Here is a 19,611-nt window from a genome sequence, read left to right as displayed (position 1 = left end):
TACGATGCTTCGCTTCACTTTCTGGATGCTGATGCCGATCGAGTTCAAGGATCTGGCGCGCATGCGCACGACCTGGGATTACCTGAAGGACATGGCGCAGCAGAATCAGGGGCGGCTGCTGGGGCAGGGCTGATCGTGGAGGGCCCGCCCCGGTGCGATTTCAGGCGTAGGGTGGGCTTCAGCCCACCGACAGGACCAGTTCGGGTGGCTGAATTTTGGTGGGCTGAAGCCCACCCTACGATGCTTCATCCGCACCCTACGATGCTGAAGCCACCCTACGATGCTGCTAAGCCCCGGGTTTTTGGCTGCTGCGCGGTGGCGTGTGGGTTTCATGGCCCATCGGTGTGCTGTCGGGCAACTGCACGTCGGCGTCGACGAAGTCCGGGCTGTGCACCTCCGAATCCAGCGGCATATGGCTGTAGCGCTGGCTCGGCAACGACGGCTTGGCCTCCATCTCGGTCAACATGCGCTTGGCTTCGCAGCGCCCGCTGATGCCGCGCGCCAGCGCCATGCCGCCCATGGCCAGCTCGGCCAGGCCGACAAGCCCGCCACGCCGCAGCCCCTTGCCCATCATCACCAGCCCGCCCGCCAGGGAGGCAGCGCGCTCCCAGCCATGGACGTTCTGCGGCGCAGAGCTGTCGAACAGTTGCTTGATCATGCGGTGTCCTCTGTCGATGAGTGTTCAACAGATGACTGCATCGCCGCGCTAGCGTTCCGGCTGTTCATCGCTGCCAGTGAATCAACGGTAGCTCCAGCGGTACCGCCAGCCCCAGCTGGGCGCTGGCTACGACCCGCGCGGTGTAGTCCGCATGCGGGCGATGGGTGCTTAGCCGGCCCTCAAAGACGGCGAATGCGCCGTCGCGCAGGCGAAGATGCAGGGGATGAATATCGGCAGGCTCGCTTCCCCGGCATTCGGCGAACAGTTGGACGGCAATCTGCTCCGGCTTGATATTCCCCAGGTACAGGCGCACTCGCACATGATGTACGTCCCCTTCGCTGGCCCACTGCAACTCGACGAAATCCAGTTCATGCCAGTAGCTGCGCAGTTGGGTTGCCTGATGCGATAGCGCTGAGGCCAGTGCGGAGCCCTGTGCCCAACGTTGTCGATAGGCGCGGGCCATGGGCAGGTAGTAGCGCTCGGTGTATTCGCGCACCGTGCGATCGGCGGAGAACCGTTCCACCAGTTCGCCCATGCTGCGACGCATGCGTTTCACCCAGGCGTTGGGAACGTCGTGCTCATCGCGCTTGTAGAAGGAGGGCACCACTTGCTCTTCGAGCAGTTGGTAAAGCTGTTCGGCGTCCGCCGCGTCGTGTTCGGGGTCGTGCTCCAGTCCATCGCCCACCGCCCAGCCGAGGTCGGCGGCGTAGGCTTCGGCCCACCAGCCGTCGAGCTGCGACAGGTTCAGGCCACCATTGGCCAGCACTTTCATGCCGCTGGTGCCGCTGGCTTCCCAGGGGCGGCGCGGCGTGTTCAGCCAGACATCGACGCCCTGAACCATGTGCCGGGCGATGCGCATGTCGTAGTCTTCCAGGAACACCACCCGGCCATCGACATCGGCGCGCGCGGCGAACTGCTGCCATTCGCTGAGCAGCGCCTGCCCGGCGCGGTCTGCCGGATGCGCCTTGCCGGCGACCAGCAGCTGTACCGGGTGGCAGGGGTGAGTGAGCAGCCGCACCAGCCGCTCGGGATCATGCAGCAGCAGGTTGGGACGCTTGTAGGTGGCGAAGCGCCGAGCGAATCCGAGGGTCAGGCGCTCCGGGTGCAAGCGTGAGCCGGCGACCTCGATGTCCGCGGGCGAGGCACCATGGACGGCGAGGCTGCGAGCCAGATGGCTGCGCACGAACTTGAGCAGGTCGTTGCGGGCATGCTGGCGAATCTGCCAAAGCCAGCGATCGTCGACCCTGGCCAGTAGGTCGTTTACCGATACCTGCCCCATGCCACGCCAGGGCAGATCGTCGCCGTGCAATTGCTGCCAGTGCGCCTCGGCGTCCGGTGCGACCCAGGTCGGCAGATGAATGCCGTTGCTGACATGGGCAATGGGTACTTCGGGGACCGGCCAGCGCGGGAACAGCTCGCGGAAGATCAAGCGGCTGGTGTGGCCGTGCAGCCGGCTGACCGCATTGATCGCACCGCAACCACGCGCCGCCAGGTAGGCCATGTTGAATAGCTCGTGCGGGTCCTGCGCCTGCTTGCGGCCCATCGCCAGCAGCGTCTGCAGCGTGATGCCCAGCTCGTACTCGGCGTAGCGCTCCAGGTACTTGCCCACCAGTTCGGCCGGAAAGCGATCGAAGCCAGCTTCGACCGGGGTATGGGTGGTGAACAGGTTGCCAGCCCGGGTCGCGCTGAGCGCGACGGCAAAGGAAACCTCTTCGCGCGTCATGTAGCTGCGTGCACGCTCCAGAACCGCGAACGCGGCGTGGCCATCGTTGAGATGCAGCACGTCGGGTTGCAGCCCGGCGGCTTCCAACAGTCGCCAGCCGCCAATGCCCAATACCAGCTCCTGGCGCAGTCGCATTTCGTTGTCGCCGCCATATAGCTCACTGGTGATCAGGCGTGCCACCGGCGGATTGGCCGGATCGTTGGTATCGAGCAATAGCAGGCGGTTGCGTCCGACGATGGCTTGCCAGCCGCGCAACCAGATCTGTACGCCGGGCAGGTGGATGGCCAGGCGCAGTGGCGTGCCGCTGGCGTCGCGCAACGGCTCGATGGGCATCTGCCGGGTGTCGTTGACCGGGTACAGCTCCTGCTGCCGCCCATCCGGACCGATGCCCTGACGGAAGTAGCCGTGCTGCCAGAGCATGCCCACGGCCGTGACCGGAACGCCAAGGTCACTGGCCGCCTTGAGCTGGTCGCCCGCGACATTGCCGAGCCCGCCGGAATAGATCGGCAGCGCCTCGCTCAGCATGTACTCCATGGAGAAATAGGCGATCCCCGTAAGCTTCCCGGAGAACTGCTGGCCGGCGAACCAGGTCGGCCGCGCCAGCTTTTCCTGCTGTGCCTGAACGACGCCTTCCAGCAGACGATGGCAGTCGGCACGCTGCAACAGCGCATCCAGTGTCTGCTCGGGGACGGTGCTGAGCACCAGGCTGGGGTTGCGGGTAAGCTTCCACAGCTCGTTGTCGATCAGCTCCCAGAGATCGTCGTTCTGGCTGCTCCAGCGAATGGATTGATCGAAGGCCAGCTGGCGCAGCATTTCAGCCGTGATGGCGGGGCGTTCGGATGCAGGAGCCAAGGGGTACCTCTCATCGGGGCGGTGGTCGTACGGTCTGATTCAGCATAGGCCTTCAACCGCATCGATTGCCCGGTCGCTGCCATCCGTTTGGCTCAGGCCCCGCGTCTGGCAGGAGGCGTGGCATCTGGCTGCGGCACATCGGCAGGAGTCACCGGTTCCTCGGCAATGGTTTGCGTCGCCTGTTGCTGGTCGTCGCGATCGGCTTCGAGGCCCTGCTGTTCCTCAGTGTGCCTGGGGTCGTACTGCAGTTCGATGAACACCGGGAAGTGGTCCGAGCCTATATCCGGCAGGCGCAGCAGGCGGATGAAGCGGAAGTGCGCGCTGTGGAAGAAGTGATCCAGCGGCCAGCGCAGGAACCAGTGATGCGCGTGGAAGGTGTTGTACATGCCGCGGCCGACCCGCGGATCGAGCAGGCCGCTGATCTTGCGGAACAGCCGTGTGGTCGGTGCCCAGGCGACATCGTTGAGGTCGCCGGTCACGATGATCGGGGCATCGTTGTGCTGCACGCTGCGGGCGACCACCAGCAGCTCCACGTCACGCTCGGTCGACTCTTCGTTCTCGGTCGGGCTGGGTGGCGCCGGGTGGAGGAAGTGCATGCGCACCGCGAGCGCGTCGCTGACGCGTACGCAGGCGTGCATCGAAGGCACGTCGTCCTCCACCAGAAAGGACACTTCCGGCTCCTCGAGCGGCAGGCGTGAGTAGACGTGCATGCCGTAGAGATTGTCCTGGGGGCAGCGGATGCTGTGTGGATAATCCTCGCCCAGCTGATCGAGCTGCGTTTCCCACCAGTGGTCGGTTTCGAGGGCTACCAGAACGTCTGGGCGATATTGGCGTACCAGCTCGAGCAGGCGCGCGGACTGACGATTGTGGCCCAGGACATTCGAAGCCATCACCCGCAGCCGTGACCCCTCGGTGCCAGGCGCCGCGGGCAGGACTTCGTTGCGCCAGATTCGCGTATAGGGTGCGATCCACCAGAGCTGGTAGGCCAGACAGGCCCCAGTCAGGGCCGGAAGCAGGTAATGCCAGGGCTGTGCGTAGTCGAGCAACAGTCCCTGTGCCGCCAGCAATGCCGCCATCAGCACAGCGAGTTGCAGGCGCGGGAACTCCCAGATCCGCACCCACCAGCTCCGCTGCCGCCAGAGCGGTAGCAACGTGACGAGCAGGAGAAAGCCCGTAGTGAGCAGGAGTGTCCCTTCGATCATGCTATTTCCTTTTGTCAGCCGAGCGGTTCCGACCGGCCCTGGCGATTCCAAGCTTGAGGCGGCGACAAGCAAACCGGCGCCTGGGTGCGGCGAATCCGCTACCGTCGAATGCCGCTGCAACGGTAGCAGATCAGCGCGAGCGATCAGTTCTCTGCCGAAAGCATACTGCCTCCGAGCGCGGGCAGATGGCGCGGCTGGCAAAGGCTGTCCTGGCCCAGCAGATAGGGTTGCAGGATCGGCGCCATGCCCTTGAGCGTCTGCACCGGCAGCGCCGAAGTGAAGCGGAAGTTGTCGGCTGCACGCCCCGGTACGTAGGCGGTCAGCGTGCCGAAATGGCGCGGCCCGAGATAGAAGACGAAGGTGGCGGTGCGGTTCAGCGCCTGAGAGCTGATCAGCCGCCCCCCGGCGCCGACGCTCTGGATACGATTGTCGCCGGTGCCGGTCTTGCCGCCGAGGCGCAATGCGCTGCCGTCCTCCTTGACGAAGGCACCTTGCAGGCGCCGTGCCGTACCGCCTTCGACCACGTTGGCCAGCGCATCCTGCAGCGCCCGCGCGACCTCCACCGGCATCACCCGCTTGCCGCTGCCGGCGACGAAGCCCATGCGTGTCTCGTAGGGCGTACCTTCGGCAAAGTGCAGGTTGTCGATGCGTACGCTGGGCAGGCGAATGCCGTCGTTGAGGATGATACCCATCAGCTCGGCCAGCGCTGCGGGACGGTCACCGGAGCTGCCGAGCGCGGTGGCCAGCGACGGTACCAGGCTGTCGAACGGATAACCCAGGCGCTGCCAGCGTCGATGGATATCGGTGAAGGCTTCGACCTCCAGCATGATGCGGATGCGACTGTCCCTGGCGCTCTTGTGCCGGCTGCGGAACAACCAGCCGTAGACTTCCTGGCGCTCGGCGCGGCTGTCGGCGACCACCTGGGAAAGCGTCGCCTGCGGGTTGGCGATCAGGTAGCCCAGCAGCCAGAGGTCGAGCGGGTGCGTCCGCGCGATGTATGCCTGATCGGGCAGGCTGTAGGCACCGGGGCGGTAGCGGGTATAGAGGGCATCCAGCTGCTCGTCGCGGAGCTCGGCGTCCGGCAGGCGCTGCCTGAGGAAACGGTCGAAGGCCGGGCGTTCGGCCTCGGGCATCAGGTAGCGATGCACGGCAGCCAGGCGAACCGGTGTCGGCCGCATGCCCTGCAGGAAGATGTCGATACGCTGTTCGGCGGTCTTGTTGCGGTACTTCTTCCAGAAGCGCTGCAGGAACACCGAACCCTCGCGATCGGCGAAACGGGTCAGATAGTCCTGGCGGCGCGGGTCCTTGTCGTCATCCAGCAGTTCGGCGCTGTTGATGGTTTCGTAGGTGCTGTAACTCACCAGATCGCGCATCAGGCGCACGAACGGCAGGTTGATTGACTCGCGCAACGATTCGCGTACGGTGGGGATGCGGCCGTCGTCCTCGTGGCGGAAATTGCCGAAGCGGTGCATGCCTGCCCCGGTGAAAAAGCGCTCGGCGGGGCTGGCCGAATAGTGTCGATCCAGCGCGGCGTCGAGCATGCGTTCGAGGCTGCGGTCTTCGGTGCGCGTCAGATAGTCGATGGCCCAGCGGCTGAGATTGGCCTTGGCGTCGATCTTGGCAAGTTCGCTTGGACTGAGCGCCGAGTAGCGCTGGTGGAGCTCGGCGATGACTTCCAGATAAGTGGCCACCACGCGCAGCTTGGCGGTCGAGCCCAGTTCCAGCTTGCTGCCTTCGTTGATGTCGAAGGGCTGGTTGGTGTTGTCGGTCTGCACCCGCACGCGGAAGCCTTCGTCGCCGCGCTCGAACAGGGTGAAGCTATAGCGCACATCGGCGGTTCGTTCCGGCGACAGCATTCGATCCCCGAACAGACCGACCGACTCGGCGAATGCCGGGTCGGCCAGACGCACCAGATACTCGCTGATCTGCCGTTGCAGGTCGCCCTGCAGCGGTGTGCTGGCGGTCAGGTCGAGGCGGTCGAGGTCGTACAGCGGCAGGCCGAGCAGCCCGGCCAGGCGCATGCGCGCCACGCTGATGCCCTTGGTGGCCTCGACCGGGCGAATCGCCGAGTCGCGGCTGGGATTGTGCGCCGGAATGCGCTGGGCGAGCGCCGCATCGCGTAGCGGCGTATCGATGATGCCACCGTTGGCCAGCAGGCGGATGTGGCTGTCGGTCAGTGCCGCCATCTCCTCGCGGCCGGCGCCCAGGTAGTAGGACGGCCGGCGCTGGGCGATCAGCAACGACAGCACCTGGCGCAGTGCCAGACCACGTGCCAGGGGGGCGACCGGGCTGCCGTTGGGCGGCGCGAGCAGTTGGTTGACCGCGTCGAAATCGGCGCCGAACCACAGCCTCAGGCCGTCGGCGATGCCATGCACTTCGCCATGCCCCGGTGCCGCCGAGAGCGGCACGCTGTTGAGGTAGTCGCGCACGATGCGCTGACGGGTGGCGAGCGTCTGCGGACCTTGACGATAGGTACGCACGCTGGCGGAGATCATCTGCCGAATCTTTTCCTGTGGGTCGCCGGTTCTTCCTTCCGGTGAATGGCGGTATTTTTCGACCTGGGTGGCCAGAGTACTGCCACCGGCGGCCTGGCCGCCGAGACCCAGATGCTTCTCCAGTTGGCTGATGGCCGCCTTGGTGAAGCGCGGCCAGTCCACCGCCGGGTTGGCGTTGGGCCGGCTGGCGTCGAGCAGGCCACGGTCCTCGATGAACAGCAGGCTCATGACCAGCAGTGGCGGGATGTCCTCGAAACGCTCGTAGTACTGGCGTGGATAGCTGTTGGCGTAGAGCGGGAGGCCGCGGCAGTCATTGATCGTCAGCCCGGCCCGGGAGTTCTCGGGGTAGGGCGCGAAGAAGCCGCGACGGGTGTAATCGAACAGTGCACGGGAAAAGCGCGCCTGCTGCTCGATACGGAAATTGCGCTGCGCCAGGCGTTCGATGAAGTGCGGCAGGTCGACATAGCCCAGCCGGCGATCGAACGGGCCGTCCTCCGGGAAGCGGATGCGCGGACTCGGCCCGGGCCGGACGCTGAAATTCAGCTCCGCGGCATAGCGGCTCAGCCATTGCGACTGCCAGCGGGAACTCTCGAGCTCCTGCCAGCCGAGATAGCCCGCGCCGGCCAGCAGCGAAGCGCCGACGAGCAGGGCCATCCGGCGTGCAGTCTTGCGCCGGCTCTTGGCTGATGAACGGGGTGATGCGGGGGAGGGGGCGCGTTTGGAACGCCCATCCTGGGATTTCTTGTCGGACCGCCATACTGCGCCCATGTGTGCCTGGCTTCCTAGCAGTGCTCTCGCGCAAGCATAGTCGGCGCCCAGGGCTTAAGCGATGCCCGCTTGACGAACGGAACGGCTCAAGAACGCCGCTGATGTCGCTTTCAGCACTCCGATACCCGGCAAGCTGCCGCCGTCTATGACCTGCCGGGCGCCTGGCTTGGCTGAGCGTGTCAGAACCAGCGGTCGTTGCGTTTGCGGCCGCGGGTCAGGCTCGGCAGGATCAGCCCCACCAGCAGTCCCGCCCCGGCGATGCTGCCGCCATAGACCATGTACTGCATGAGCACCTGCTTGTTTTCGTCCCCCAGCCGTGCCTGCGTCGCGCGCAGTTCCGACTGTGCTTCGGTCAAGGCGGCTTCGAGGGTCGCTCGGCGTGCATCGAGCTCGTCGATCAGTGCCTTGCGCGAATCCAGGGTTTCCTGCATGCCTTGCACACGTGCCTGCCAACTGTCGTCGATGGTCTTGAGCTCTTCGCTCAGCTCGGCGACCTGTTGTTCAAGCTGCGGCAGTCGTTCGGCCTGGCCGGGTACGTCCTGCAGCTCCTTGCTGGGAATCCAGACGTTGCTGCCGGATTCCGAGCGCACCTGGCTGTAGTCGCCCTGGGTGCTGATCAGCTCGACCTTCTGGCCCGAAGTCAGCGTGCCGACGATGCGATAGCCATCGGTAGGGCCGCTGCGCACGAAGGTGTTCAGGCTGTCGCTGACCCAACGCGTGTTGTCGGAGGCCTCCTGGGCATGGGCTGGCGTGGTAACCAGCAGGGCGCCGAGCAGTCCTGCGCCAATGACCTGGCGCGATCTGAGAAAAGAGAGGCGGGATAGCAGCGCAGAAAGATGAAGAGATATGGACATGAAGAGTTCGCGTTATTGGAAGGAGAAGGCCCATGAGGGGCAGTGATCGGCTGCACCTGGTCCGCGGAGCTTGCCGGATACGCAACGGCCGGTAGGAAGAACGCTCAGCCGGACGGGGTCGGTGGCCGCAGCCAGGAACCCGGCGCGCAATCGGCACGTCAGCCAAAGTGATTCGCGGAATGCATCAGCTGACTGACAGCCCTCGCCTGAGATAGTTCAGGCGGGTGCGGCCGGCTCTGTCGCAATGTGACCTGCGGCTGCGCTGTGCTTGTCGCTGACTGCCAGAAGCCGTCCAGCCGTGCCAGAAGCGCTGGGCGTGCTGCGAGGGCGTTCGCGCCCCCCGGCATGGGGCCCGGCATACATTCAATATTTCGAGCCAGCCAGTTGAACAAGCGAAGCAATGCGCCTAGCCTCTCGCTCTGCTTTCCGGAGCGCCGATTCCGGCAGCTCCCACTCCTCTTGGATCCGTCGGTGTGGATCGAATGAAATCACTGCTGCACCCCGGCAGAGCTGTCGCTCTCGTGTTCCTCCTCGCCATTCTATGCGGCACGGCGTTGCTGTCCTTGCCCGCAGCCCACGCCCACGGCGAGTCGGCGCCCTGGATTACCGCCTTCTTCACTGCGGTATCAGCGGTCAGCGTTACCGGCCTGGTGGTGGTCGATACCGGCACCTACTGGTCGACCTTCGGCCAGGTCGTGATCATGGTGCTGTTTCAGCTCGGCGGCTTCGGCATGATGACGCTGGCCACGCTGCTGGGGTTGCTGGTCAACCGGTCGTTCCGCCTGCGAGCCAAGCTGATCGCTCAGGCCGAGTCGCACGTGCTGGGTTTGGGCGACATCAGCAGCGTGGCGAAACTGGTGCTGGTGGTGACGCTGTTCATGGAGCTGGCGGTGACGGTGCTGCTCACCCTGCGCCTGCATCTGGCGTACGGTCTCGGCTGGGGGGATGCAGCCTGGAGCGGGCTGTTCCACGCCGTCTCGGCATTCAACAACGCCGGGTTCTCGATTCACGGTGATGGTCTTATCCGTTACTCCACCGATGCGCTGATCCTGACGCCGGTCATGAGCGCCATCGTGATCGGCGGGATCGGCTTCCCGGTGCTCTACGACCTGCGCAGCAAGTGGTCCGATCCACGGCATTGGTCGCTGCACACCAAGCTCACGCTCTCTGGCACTGCGGTACTGCTGGCGGGTGGCTTCCTCGCCGTGCTGCTTTTCGAATGGTCCAATCCGGGCACGCTCGGACCGATGGTGTGGGCCGACAAGATGCTTTCGGCGGCCTTCATTTCCGTTTCGGCGCGTACGGCCGGCTTCAATGCCATCGATATCGCGGCGCTGACCCACGAGAGCTGGGCGCTGCACTATTTTCTGATGTTCATCGGTGGTGGCAGTGCCGGTACCGCCGGTGGGGTAAAGGTCGGGACGGTCGTCATCCTGGCTTTGCTGGTGATCGCCGAGATTCGCGGCAGGCCCGACGTCGAGGCGTTCGGTCGCCGGGTCGGCAGCTCGGCGCAGCGCCAGGCTATCACCGTGCTGGTGCTGGGCAGCGCCCTGGTGGTCCTGGGTACGCTGGTGATCCTGCGAGACACCGATATACCCACCGACCAGGTCATCTTCGAGGTCATTTCGGCATTTGGCACCGTCGGTCTGTCCACCGGCATCACCGCGGACCTGCCCGAAACCAGTCAGCTCATGCTGACACTGCTCATGTATGTCGGCCGGGTCGGCACCATCACCCTGGCCGCTTCGCTCGCGCTGGGCGAGCACCGTATGCCCTACCGTTATCCGGAGGAACACCCAATTGTTGGCTAAATTGTTGTTTTCAGAGCAGTTTTCCTTCTCGAAAGGCGACAGCGTGGTGGTCATCGGGCTGGGGCGGTTCGGCAGCTCGGTGGCGCAATCCCTGACTCGCCTGGGCCATGACGTGATGGGTATCGATCAGGCCGCCGAGCCGGTGCATGCCTGGGCCGATCTGCTTACCCATGCGGTGCAGGCCGACTCCACCAATGTCATGGCACTGCGGCAGCTCGGGGTCGCCGATTTCCCCCATGCCATCGTTGGCATCGGCTCCGACATGGCGGCGAGCCTGATGACCATCATGGCGCTGACCGAGTTGGGCATCAAAGACATCTGGGTCAAGGCGCTGACTGCCGAGCACGGGCAGATCGCCCTGCGCATCGGCGCCCATCACGTGGTCTATCCCGAAGCGGACATGGGCGAGCGCGTCGCGCACCTGATCACCGGGCGGATGATGGACTTCATCGAGTTCGACGACGGCTTCGCCATCGCCAAGATCCATGCCCCCGAGCGCGTTCACAACAGCACGCTGGCCGCCGCCGCGGTACGCGAGACGTTCGGCGTGACCATCGTCGGTCTGAAGCGCGCCAATCAGGATTTCCAGCATGCGACACCCAGCACTCTGGTGCTGCCGGGCGACCTGCTGATCGTTTCGGGGCCGACCCACGATATTCAGCGTTTCGCCGGCCAGAGTCGCTAGTCGCGCTGCACGGGGCGGGATGGTCGAAGCAGGGCTAGGCTGCAAGAGCGCCGAGCCTTTGCGGATAGCCAGCAAGCCGAGCTTGGCGATCCCTACGTCCTTCGGAGACACAACGTGGATGCATTCACCGGTGGCTGCCTGTGCGGCAAGGTTCGCTTCATCGCATCGGGCCAGCCCTGGCGAGTCGGCGTCTGTCACTGCATGGACTGCCGCAAGCATCATGGCGCGCTGTTCTACGCCGCTGCGGTGTTTCCACGAGAAGCGGTGACCATCGAGGGGGAGACGGGCGAGTACGCCGGCCGCTTCTTCTGCCCGCGCTGCGGTTCCTCGGTGCTCGCTCGCAGCGGCGATGAGATCGAGGTGTATCTGGGCGCGCTGGATGCCCCCGACCAGTTGGTGCCGACCTATGAGTGCTGGACGGTGCGCCGCGAAGCTTGGCTGCCGGCCTTGCCGCTCAGCCGGCATTACCCGCACGACCGGGACGACGCCGGTCGCTGTGAGTGAGCCCCTACTGTCTGCTGGCGATCAGCTGCCGTCTGCCTTGCGAACTGCTTGGCAGCACGCGAATAGCGATGAATTTCGAGGTCGGCGTGTGGCTGCGCTCGCCAAAGCTTTCCAGTGGCACCAGTGGATTGGTTTCCGGGTAGTAGGCGGCGGCCTGGCCGAGCGGGGTGTCGTAGGCGAGCAGGGTGAAGCCGCTTACGCGCCGCTCGATGCCGTCGTCCCACAGCGATAGCAGATCGACCTGCTGGCCGGCTTCCAGGCCCAGGCGCTGGATGTCGGCGGGATTGACGAAGACCACGTCGCGCATGCCTTTCACCCCGCGATAGCGGTCATCCAGGCCATAAAGCGTGGTGTTGTACTGGTCGTGGGAGCGCAGCGTCTGCAGGATCAGATCGGCGTCCACGCCGTCATGGCGGGCCTGCTCGGGTAGCAGGTCGCTCGGCAGCGGGTGCGCCTTGAACTCGGCGCGGCCGCTGGCGGTATTCCATTCGCGCCGGGCGGCGGCGTTGCCCAGATAGAAGCCGCCAGGGCGGTGCAGCCGATGGTCGAAGCCAGCGAATCCGGCAATGGTCGCCGCGATCAGCTCGCGGATACGGGCGTAGTCCTCCACCAGCCAGAGCCAATCCAGCGGACGTTTGCCCAGCGTGGCGGCGGCGATGCCGGCAATGATGGCCGGCTCCGAACGCATCTCGGCGGACGAGGGTTCGAGCTGGCCCCGTGAGGCGTGGATCATGCTGAACGAGTCCTCCACGGTGACCGCCTGTGGGCCGCAGGCCTGGCGGTCGATGTCGGTGCGGCCGAGACAGGGCAGGATCAGCGCGTCGCGGCCCATGGTCAGGTGGCTGCGGTTGAGCTTGGTGCTGATCTGTACGGTCAGCTCGCAGTTGCGCAACGCCTGCTGGGTGCGCGGGGTGTCGGGCGTGGCCTGGGCGAAGTTGCCGCCCAGGCCGATGAATACCTTGACCTGGCCGGCGAGCATGGCCTGGATGCATTCCACCGTGTTGTAGCCGGGCTGGCGCGGCATCGGCAGATCGAAATGGCGTTGCAGTGCGTCGAGCAGCGCGGCTGGTGGCCGTTCGTTGATGCCCATGCTGCGGTCGCCCTGCACATTGCTGTGACCACGCACCGGGCAGGCGCCGGCGCCGGGCTTGCCGAGGTTGCCGCGTAGCAGCAGCAGGTTGGTGATTTCCTGGATGGTCGCCACCGAATGGCGGTGCTGGGTGATGCCCATGGCCCAGCAGACGATGGTCCGCTCGGCGTTACGGTAGATCTCGGCGGCGTGGCGAATCGTTTCGCGGTCGAGCCCCGACTGCCGTTCGATCAGCGTCCACGGCGTGGCTCCGACCTCGGCCAGATAGGCGTCCAGCCCGTGGCTGTGCTCGGCCAGGAAGGCGTGATCGAACACAGCCGGTGCGCCGCTGGCCTGGGCTTCCTGCTCCCATTGCAGCAAGTACTTGGCGATGCCGCGCAGCACCGCCAGATCGCCGCCGAGATTAGGCCGCAGGTAGGCGCTGTGGGTCGGCGCGTCCTGGTTGGCGAGCATCTCGATGGGCTTCTGCGGGTGCTGGAAGCGTTCCAGCCCGCGCTCGCGCAATGGATTGAAGCAGACCACCTGGGCGCCACGCTCCACTGCCTGGCGCAGCGGTTCGAGCATGCGCGGGTGGTTGGTGCCGGGGTTCTGCCCGAGTACGAAGATCGCATCGGCGTGATCGAAATCCTCCAGCGTCACCGTGCCCTTGCCGACGCCGATGGATTCGGTCAGGGCGACGCCACTGGCCTCGTGGCACATGTTCGAGCAGTCGGGAAAATTGTTGGTGCCGAAGCTGCGACCGAACAGCTGGTAAAGATAGGCCGCTTCGTTGCTGGCCCGGCCGGACGTGTAGAAGGCTGCCTGGTGCGGGTTGTCCAGTCCGTTCAGGTGTCGGGCGATCAGCGCGAAGGCATCGTCCCAGCTGATCGGCAGGTAGCGGTCGCTGGCGGCGTCGTAACGGACCGGTTCGCTCAGGCGGCCCTGGTATTCGAGCCAGTAGTCGCTCTGCTCGCGCAACTGGGTGACGCTGTGACGGGCGAAGAAGGCGGCGTCCACCCGTCGTCGGGTGGCCTCCCAGTTCACCGCCTTGGCGCCGTTCTCGCAGAACTTCACTGCGCCGGCTTCGGGCGAATCGCCCCAGGCGCAACCGGGGCAGTCGAAGCCGCCGTTCTGGTTGGTGCGCAGCATGGCGCGGATGTTCTTCAGCGCGTTGCCGCTACCGAGCCAGGCGCTGGCCACGCTGCGCAGCGCGCCCCAGCCGCCGGCCGGGCCGGCGTAGGGCTGGAAACGGGCGGCGGGATCGAAGCGGGAGGTGCGGCTCATGGGAGGCATCCGTTCTGGTCGGGCAGGGCCGGCGTCGGGCTGTAGACCCGCGGCGCGCTGCGATGGGGCAGGTGAATGAGGTTGAGGTTGTGCCGGCGCGCCCATTCCACGGTCAGACTGGTCGGCGCGGACAGGCTGACCAGCGTGCCGATGCCGGCGCGCACGGCCTTGTGGATCAGCTCCAGGCTGCAGCGACTGGTGACCACGACGAAGCCTTCGCTTGGCCTACGACGCTGCAGCATCAGCGCGCCGATCAGCTTGTCCAGCGCGTTGTGCCGGCCGATGTCTTCACGGCACAGGGCGATTTCTCCATGGCCGTCGACATACAGCGCCGCGTGCAGTGCGCCGCTGTCGCGGGCGAGCATCTGGGCGTCGCCGATGCGTTGACGGAGATCGTGGAAATGCGCTTCGGGCGGCAGGTCGATTGGCGCGAGTGGCGCCAGTTGCGGCAATGCCTGCTCGAGCGCCTGCACACCGCACAGGCCGCAACCGCTGTGGCCAGCCAATTGCCGCCGCTGCTGCTTGATGCTCCAGAACGCCCGCGAGCCCACCTGCACCTCGGCATGCTGCGCGCGGCCATTGCCATGCAGGCGCAGGTCACGCAGTTCATCGATGCACTCGATCAGGCCGCTGCTCAGGCTGAAGCCGATGACGAAGTCTTCCAGGTCCAGCGGTGTCACCATCATCACGGCCTGGTTGAGGCCGTTGTAGCTGATGGCCAGGGCGCACTCGTCGGCCAGGCATGCCGCGCCGAGATCCGGGTCGTTGTTGCTTGCGGTGTTGAGGGTGGCGTACTGCATGGCGGTGGCCTGCGACAGGTCGACGCAGGGAGCCTAGGAGCGCAGGGAGAGGTCGTCCAATCGCTATGTTCGATGGGCTGATCGAGCGTATCGATCAGGGGGCGGTCGAGTGCGCTTTCGGCCGTTGCAGCAGCGCGCGCGCCTCTTCGAAACAGGCCTCGCCCAGGGCCGAGCGGGGCGAGCCGCGGCGCAGGATCAGGCCCAGCGGCGCAAGTGTGCTGGCCCCCTCGATGGGGGTGAGCGTCAGGCGTTCGTCCAGGGCGTCGAGGCCGCTATCCAGCGGCATGATTGCGCAGCACAGTCCGGCCCCGACCGCCTGCAGCAGATGGTGCACGGCATCGGTCTGCAGCCGCGGCGCCAGGCTCAGGCCACGGCTACGCAGCGCGTGGTCGATGGACTGGCGGAAGTGCATGCCGCCGGTCAGCAGGCCGAGCGGCAGGTCAGCCAGTGCTTCCCAGCTCAGCGATGCCTCGCTGAAGCGGAAGTGGCGTTCGTCATGCAGCAGGCCCATGCGGGTTTCGCCCAGCGTCAGGCTGGCGAAATGGACGTCGTCCAGACGTTCCAGATAGGACAGGCCCAGATCCAGCAGATTGCGGTTCAGGCGTTCGAGGATCTGCTCGCTGCTCAGCGCGAACAGCTCGAAGCGCAGGCTCGGATGGCGTTCGGCGAATGCCTGGACCAGTTGCATGGGGTCGAAGCCGGCCAGTGGCACCACGCCCAGGCGCAGGGTGCCGACCAGTTGGCCACGGCAGGAGGCCGCTTCGGCGAGCAGGCCGTCCTGCGCCGCCAACAGGCTGCGCGCCCAGGCCAGGATGCGTTCGCCCTCGGGGGTGAAGCCTTCGAAGCGCTGGCTACGGAGCACCAGTTGCAGGCCGAGTTCGTCTTCGAGGCCACGCAGGCGCATCGACAGCGTCGGCTGGGTGACATGGCAGCGCGCCGCGGCCTGACCGAAATGACGCGTTTCGTCGAGCGCCACGAGAAACTTCAGCTGTTTGATATCCATGTCCGGGCCTGCCCGCGTCGAAGGTTGTGCGGGCGGCACCTTAGCATTTCCGCCGGCGCGCCGAACGAAGGCGGTGGGCTGCCGAACTCCACACCGGCCCGGCGCTTGAATGTGTGGAAAGTGGCGAGGTCTGCAGCATGAGGTTGCCCAGCATGGTGCCTGCCAGGATCGGCGCGCAGGGAAAACCCGTACCATATCGACGATATGTACAGATTCAGGTGAGTTTTTCGATGCTTTCTGCCGTCAAGCGCTACAGAGCCATGCTCGCCCGGGCACTGGTGCGCTGCTTTCCCCGTACATCGGCGCACCTGCGCGACGAGGACGAATTGTTGTTTCGGCACTGGGGCGGGGCGTCGGCCAAATCGCGCCAGGCTCCGGCTGGCAAGCGCAAGGCCAAACCGAAGGGAGCAGCGAGGGCATCCGATGGGGCTGCGCCGCGGCCGCGCAAGACAACCGCGCAGGGCATCTATGCGGCGGCGCAACTGAAGGTGGCCGACGACCAGGTCCAGGCGATGCGCGAGCGGGTCGAGCAGGCGGTGGTCGCCGGGATCATCAGTGCACCGTCGCAGGAGCAATGGGCGATGATCCTCAGTCGCAGCCCGGTGACGCGAATCTTCGCCGGTGCCGGCTCCGGCAAGTCCACCACGCTGCTGCTGCGCGTGGTGTTCATGCTCTGTCACATGGGCGTCGAACCCGGGCGGCTGACCGTGATTTCCTTTACCAATGCCTCCTGCGCGCAGTTGCGCGAACAGCTGGTGCGGGTGCTGGGCTTCTGGCAGGTGCCGTTCGACGCGCAGCAGGCGCGCCAGTGCGTGCGCACCTTCCATTCGGCCATGGCGCAGCTGGCGCGCGAGGTGCTGGCCCGGCCGGTGTGGTTCGAGCAGCTGGACGACAAGGCCGCCGCGGCCGACGAACCCGACAACCCGCTGGCCGCCTCGCGCCTGCGCCCGGCGCAAACGCGCTTGCTCAAACTGGCCTATCAGCAGTGCTACGCCGAGCAGGCGACATTCCGCGAAATAGTGCACCGCCTGCTCGACCTGCCCGCGCCACCACCCGAAACCGAACAGGGCAAGCGCGCCGCGCCGAAAGCGCCAGGCGCTACCTTCAGCCTGGCCGGCGAGTTCACGCCGCTGCCGCTGTACGAGGCCTTCCATGCCCAGGCGGGCTTTATCGAGAGCATCGGCATTCGCATCGATCAATTGCAACCGGCGAGGCTGCAGTGCGCAGCGCGCGAACGGGATTTCGTCGAAGCGCTGGTGAGCTTCCATGGCTACTTCAAGGCCGTACTGCGTGAGCAGGGGCTGATGACCTTCAACGAGGCTTTCCAACAGCTCACCGAGCGCCTGAGCTCAGGCAAGGATGTGTCACAGGCCAGCCTCGCGCCGTTCGAGCATCTGCTGATCGATGAATTCCAGGACATTTCCCCGCAGATCGTCCAATGGCTGCAGGCACTGCATCGCCAGTTGGCGCGACAAAAGAGCAGCCCGAGCCTGATGGCCATCGGTGACGACTGGCAGTCGATCTATGGCTGGCGCGGCAGTTCGCCGGAGTTGTTCATGGACTTCGACAGGTACTTCCCGCGCCGGGGCGCCAAGGGCAGCGAGACGCTGCTGCTGGAAACCAACTACCGTTCCATCGAGCCGGTGATTCGCGATGGCGAGGCGGTGCTGGCCGGGGTGCAGTTCAAGCAGGCCAAGACCAGCCGGCCATGCAAGCCGACACAGCCGGGCGACCACGGGGTAAAGCTGGTCACCGGTTTCGAGCTGAACAAGGGCCTGCCGAAGCTGATCGAGGCGATTACCGCGCAATGTGCCCATGTGGCCGAGCGGCAAAGCCGCGAACGCACCGCGGTGCTGCTGCTCAGCCGGCGCAACGAGCCGCTGCGGACCATCCAGGCGCAGCTGGACCGCAAGTTACCGGTCAAGGCGTACACCATTCACCGCGCCAAGGGACTGCAGGCCGAGGTGGCGATCATCGTCGACGACTGCGCCCCGGTGCAGCCGAATCCGTTGCGCAACGCGCTGTATGCCTACTCGGGTTTCTTCCGCAACAGTTACGACCAGGCGATGACGGATGAGAGCCTGCGCCTGGGCTATGTCGCGATCACCCGCGGCGTCAGCCGGGTACTCTGGTTCACGCGCAAGGTGCAGGGTGCCACCGAGCGCCTGGCGCGGGGCTAGGTCAGCGCAACAGCAGCGCGACGACTGTACCGGCCAGCAGCAGCGACAGGCCTTTCCAGAACAGCAGCGGGTTGCGCTCCAACAGTGGCGGGCGAGCGCGGCTGAGAAAGGCCGGGTTGGGCTGGCGCAGCTCGAAGACGAACTCCGACAGTTCGGCATAGCGCCGCGCGGGATCGGGATGCAGCGCCTTGCCCAGCACTTCGTCGATCCACGCCGGAATGTCGCGCTGAGCGTGGCGTAGCGGCTGGTAGCACAGGCGCTTCTGCGCTGCGCTGGTGCGGGCCCTGGAGACGTCGGCGCCGTAGGGCAAGCGGCCGCTGAGCATCTGATAGGCGATCACCGCGAGGGAGAACTGGTCCGAGCGCGGCGTGCCGGCCTCGCCGAGGAAGTATTCCGGTGCGCTATAGGCCGCGGTGCCAAGCAGGTTGTCCTGGGCGTCCGGCGCATTGCGTTCGGCCAGCCCGGCGACACGGGTCGAGCCGAAATCGATGATCTTCAGCGTGCCGGTCGCGTCGATCATCAGGTTCTGCGGGCGCAGGTCCTGGTGCAGCATTTCCAGGCGATGGAAGGCACGCAGGCCGCGGGCGATCTGCTCGACGATGCCGCGCACGGTTTCCAGGTCCGGCTGTGGATGGTCGAGCATCCATTGCGCCAGCGTCTGGCCGTCGATGTACTCGCTGACCGTGTACAGGTAGCGGCGTTGCCGCGACGGCGGGCAGGCCTTGACCACGTGCGGGTTGTCGAGCCGTCGGGCGATCCACTCTTCCAGCAGGAAGCGCTCGAGATAGGCCGCGTCGCCCCGCAGATCGAGCGAGGGCGTCTTCAGCACCACGGTGGCGCCACTGGCTTCGTCGACGGCCAAGTGCACATGGCTGCGGCTGCTGACGTGCAGCTCGCGAACGATGCGATAGCCGTCGAACTGCATGCGCGGCTCCAGCAGCGGTGGCAGCGCCAGGTCGCCAAGCTGCCGCTGCACGTCGTCGACGGCCTGTTCCGGCAGGCGGTCGATGCGCACCAGCTGTGCGGTGAGGTTGTCGTCGCTGCCGTTGGCCAAGGCCTGCTCGACGATCAGCCGCGCCGCCAGGTCGAGGTCGTCGCCATGCTCGGCAACGAGCTGCGCTACATCCCGCGCGCCGATGTGCTCGTAGACGCCATCGGTGGCGAGCAGGAACAGATCGCCGACCGCCAGCGGCAGGCTGTGATAGTCGATTTCCAGATGCCGGTCGATGCCCAGTGCGCGGCCCAGGTAGCTGGTGTCGGCGGACACGCGTACGCGGTGGTCCTCGGTCAACTGCTCGAGGGCGCCGTCGCGCAGCCGATAGATGCGCGCATCGCCGATATGGAACAGGTGCGCGCTGGCGGACTTGAGCACCAGCGCGCTGAAGGTGCAGACATAGCCGCGGTCGCGATCATAGCGGTGCGGGCTGTGGCGGGTCTGCGCATGCAGCCAGGAGTTGATCGCCACCAGGACCCGCTGCGCCGACTGCTTCACCGACCAGGCGTCGGAGGTACAGAAGTAGTCGGAAAGAAAGCCTGCCACCGCGGTTTCGCTGGCGACATGGCTGACTGCGCTGCTGCTGATGCCGTCGGCCAGGGCCACGGCGATGCCCTTGCTGGCGAGCTGCGCGTCGCTGGGCACGCAGGCAGCGTGGAAGTCCTGGTTGACCGGCTTGCGTCCGCGGTCCGAATGCTGGCCGAGGGAAATGGCGAGTTGGCTGGGCAT

Annotated in this window: 13 protein-coding genes; 4 read left to right on the top strand and 9 right to left on the bottom strand. The window is 65.9% G+C overall.

The genetic code is table 11. The features are described 5' to 3' along the window. Positions 1 to 286 precede the first annotated feature (286 nt). The 5 genes from B597_RS39205 to B597_RS39185 all read right to left on the bottom strand — a co-directional run bounded on the left by B597_RS39205 (position 287) and on the right by B597_RS39185 (position 8,552). Positions 287 to 658 carry a YgaP family membrane protein gene (locus tag B597_RS39205; protein ID WP_024162313.1) on the bottom strand — a complete coding sequence of 124 codons (372 nt, stop codon included), beginning with the start codon at positions 656 to 658 and terminating at the stop codon, positions 287 to 289. Between the two features lie 64 nt (positions 659 to 722). Continuing rightward, positions 723 to 3,233, bottom strand: a complete 2,511-nt coding sequence (gene glgP, locus B597_RS39200; protein ID WP_024162312.1) for an alpha-glucan family phosphorylase — start codon at positions 3,231 to 3,233, stop codon at positions 723 to 725. Positions 3,234 to 3,325: 92 nt separating this feature from the next. Further along, positions 3,326 to 4,435, bottom strand: a complete 1,110-nt coding sequence (locus tag B597_RS39195) for an endonuclease/exonuclease/phosphatase family protein (RefSeq protein ID WP_024162311.1) — start codon at positions 4,433 to 4,435, stop codon at positions 3,326 to 3,328. A gap of 143 nt (positions 4,436 to 4,578) precedes the next feature. Beyond that, a complete protein-coding gene (locus B597_RS39190; protein WP_024162310.1) occupies positions 4,579 to 7,698 on the bottom strand; it encodes a transglycosylase domain-containing protein in 3,120 nt (1,039 codons plus the stop codon). Positions 7,699 to 7,877: 179 nt separating this feature from the next. Further along, positions 7,878 to 8,552, bottom strand: a complete 675-nt coding sequence (locus B597_RS39185) for a TIGR04211 family SH3 domain-containing protein (protein ID WP_024162309.1) — start codon at positions 8,550 to 8,552, stop codon at positions 7,878 to 7,880. A 482-nt stretch (positions 8,553 to 9,034) separates the two neighbouring features. On the opposite strand from B597_RS39185, the gene B597_RS39180 reads away from it, so the two are divergent. From B597_RS39180 to B597_RS39170, 3 genes are all read left to right on the top strand, one after another. Continuing rightward, entirely contained in the window at positions 9,035 to 10,363 is a 1,329-nt protein-coding gene (locus B597_RS39180; protein ID WP_024162308.1) for a TrkH family potassium uptake protein, read from the top strand. Next, a complete protein-coding gene (locus B597_RS39175) occupies positions 10,353 to 11,048 on the top strand; it encodes a potassium channel family protein (RefSeq protein WP_031323598.1) in 696 nt (231 codons plus the stop codon). The genes B597_RS39180 and B597_RS39175 overlap by 11 nt, the downstream gene beginning before the upstream one ends. Positions 11,049 to 11,162: 114 nt before the next feature. Continuing rightward, a complete protein-coding gene (locus B597_RS39170; protein ID WP_024162306.1) occupies positions 11,163 to 11,552 on the top strand; it encodes a GFA family protein in 390 nt (129 codons plus the stop codon). A 4-nt stretch (positions 11,553 to 11,556) separates the two neighbouring features. Here B597_RS39170 and B597_RS39165 read toward each other — a convergent pair whose 3' ends face one another. The 3 genes from B597_RS39165 to B597_RS39155 form a co-directional block, all read right to left on the bottom strand. Next, complete coding sequence (locus B597_RS39165; RefSeq protein WP_024162305.1) at positions 11,557 to 13,905, bottom strand: FdhF/YdeP family oxidoreductase; 2,349 nt, start codon at positions 13,903 to 13,905, stop codon at positions 11,557 to 11,559. Beyond that, positions 13,902 to 14,705: a formate dehydrogenase accessory sulfurtransferase FdhD gene (fdhD, locus tag B597_RS39160; RefSeq protein ID WP_024162304.1), complete on the bottom strand. Its 804-nt coding sequence runs from the start codon at positions 14,703 to 14,705 to the stop codon at positions 13,902 to 13,904. Before fdhD ends, B597_RS39165 begins: the two co-directional genes overlap by 4 nt. 94 nt (positions 14,706 to 14,799) lie before the next feature. Beyond that, positions 14,800 to 15,708 (bottom strand): LysR family transcriptional regulator, encoded by a 909-nt coding sequence (locus B597_RS39155; RefSeq protein ID WP_024162303.1) that lies wholly within the window; start codon positions 15,706 to 15,708, stop codon positions 14,800 to 14,802. A gap of 230 nt (positions 15,709 to 15,938) precedes the next feature. Between B597_RS39155 and B597_RS39150 the strand changes: the two genes are divergently transcribed. Next, positions 15,939 to 17,888: a DEAD/DEAH box helicase gene (locus B597_RS39150; protein ID WP_024162302.1), complete on the top strand. Its 1,950-nt coding sequence runs from the start codon at positions 15,939 to 15,941 to the stop codon at positions 17,886 to 17,888. A gap of 1 nt (position 17,889) precedes the next feature. Here B597_RS39150 and B597_RS39145 read toward each other — a convergent pair whose 3' ends face one another. After that, positions 17,890 to 19,611 (bottom strand): bifunctional protein-serine/threonine kinase/phosphatase, encoded by a 1,722-nt coding sequence (locus B597_RS39145; RefSeq protein ID WP_024162301.1) that lies wholly within the window; start codon positions 19,609 to 19,611, stop codon positions 17,890 to 17,892.

The sequence above is a fragment of the Stutzerimonas stutzeri KOS6 genome (assembly GCF_000307775.2).
Lineage (GTDB): Bacteria > Pseudomonadota > Gammaproteobacteria > Pseudomonadales > Pseudomonadaceae > Stutzerimonas > Stutzerimonas stutzeri_B.
The sequence above is the reverse complement of the archived record's forward strand: the minus strand, read 5'-3'. Positions and strand labels throughout refer to the sequence as shown.

Coding starts and splice junctions, on each gene's coding strand:
- B597_RS39185 (WP_024162309.1), bottom strand. CDS start 8,552: ATGTCCATATCTCTTCATCTTTCTGCGCTGCTATCCCGCCTCTCTTTT.
- B597_RS39150 (WP_024162302.1), top strand. CDS start 15,939: ATGCTTTCTGCCGTCAAGCGCTACAGAGCCATGCTCGCCCGGGCACTG.
- B597_RS39155 (WP_024162303.1), bottom strand. CDS start 15,708: ATGGATATCAAACAGCTGAAGTTTCTCGTGGCGCTCGACGAAACGCGT.
- B597_RS39180 (WP_024162308.1), top strand. CDS start 9,035: ATGAAATCACTGCTGCACCCCGGCAGAGCTGTCGCTCTCGTGTTCCTC.
- B597_RS39190 (WP_024162310.1), bottom strand. CDS start 7,698: ATGGGCGCAGTATGGCGGTCCGACAAGAAATCCCAGGATGGGCGTTCC.
- fdhD (WP_024162304.1), bottom strand. CDS start 14,705: ATGCAGTACGCCACCCTCAACACCGCAAGCAACAACGACCCGGATCTC.
- B597_RS39205 (WP_024162313.1), bottom strand. CDS start 658: ATGATCAAGCAACTGTTCGACAGCTCTGCGCCGCAGAACGTCCATGGC.
- B597_RS39165 (WP_024162305.1), bottom strand. CDS start 13,905: ATGAGCCGCACCTCCCGCTTCGATCCCGCCGCCCGTTTCCAGCCCTAC.
- B597_RS39145 (WP_024162301.1), bottom strand. CDS start 19,611: ATGCCCAGCCAACTCGCCATTTCCCTCGGCCAGCATTCGGACCGCGGA.
- B597_RS39195 (WP_024162311.1), bottom strand. CDS start 4,435: ATGATCGAAGGGACACTCCTGCTCACTACGGGCTTTCTCCTGCTCGTC.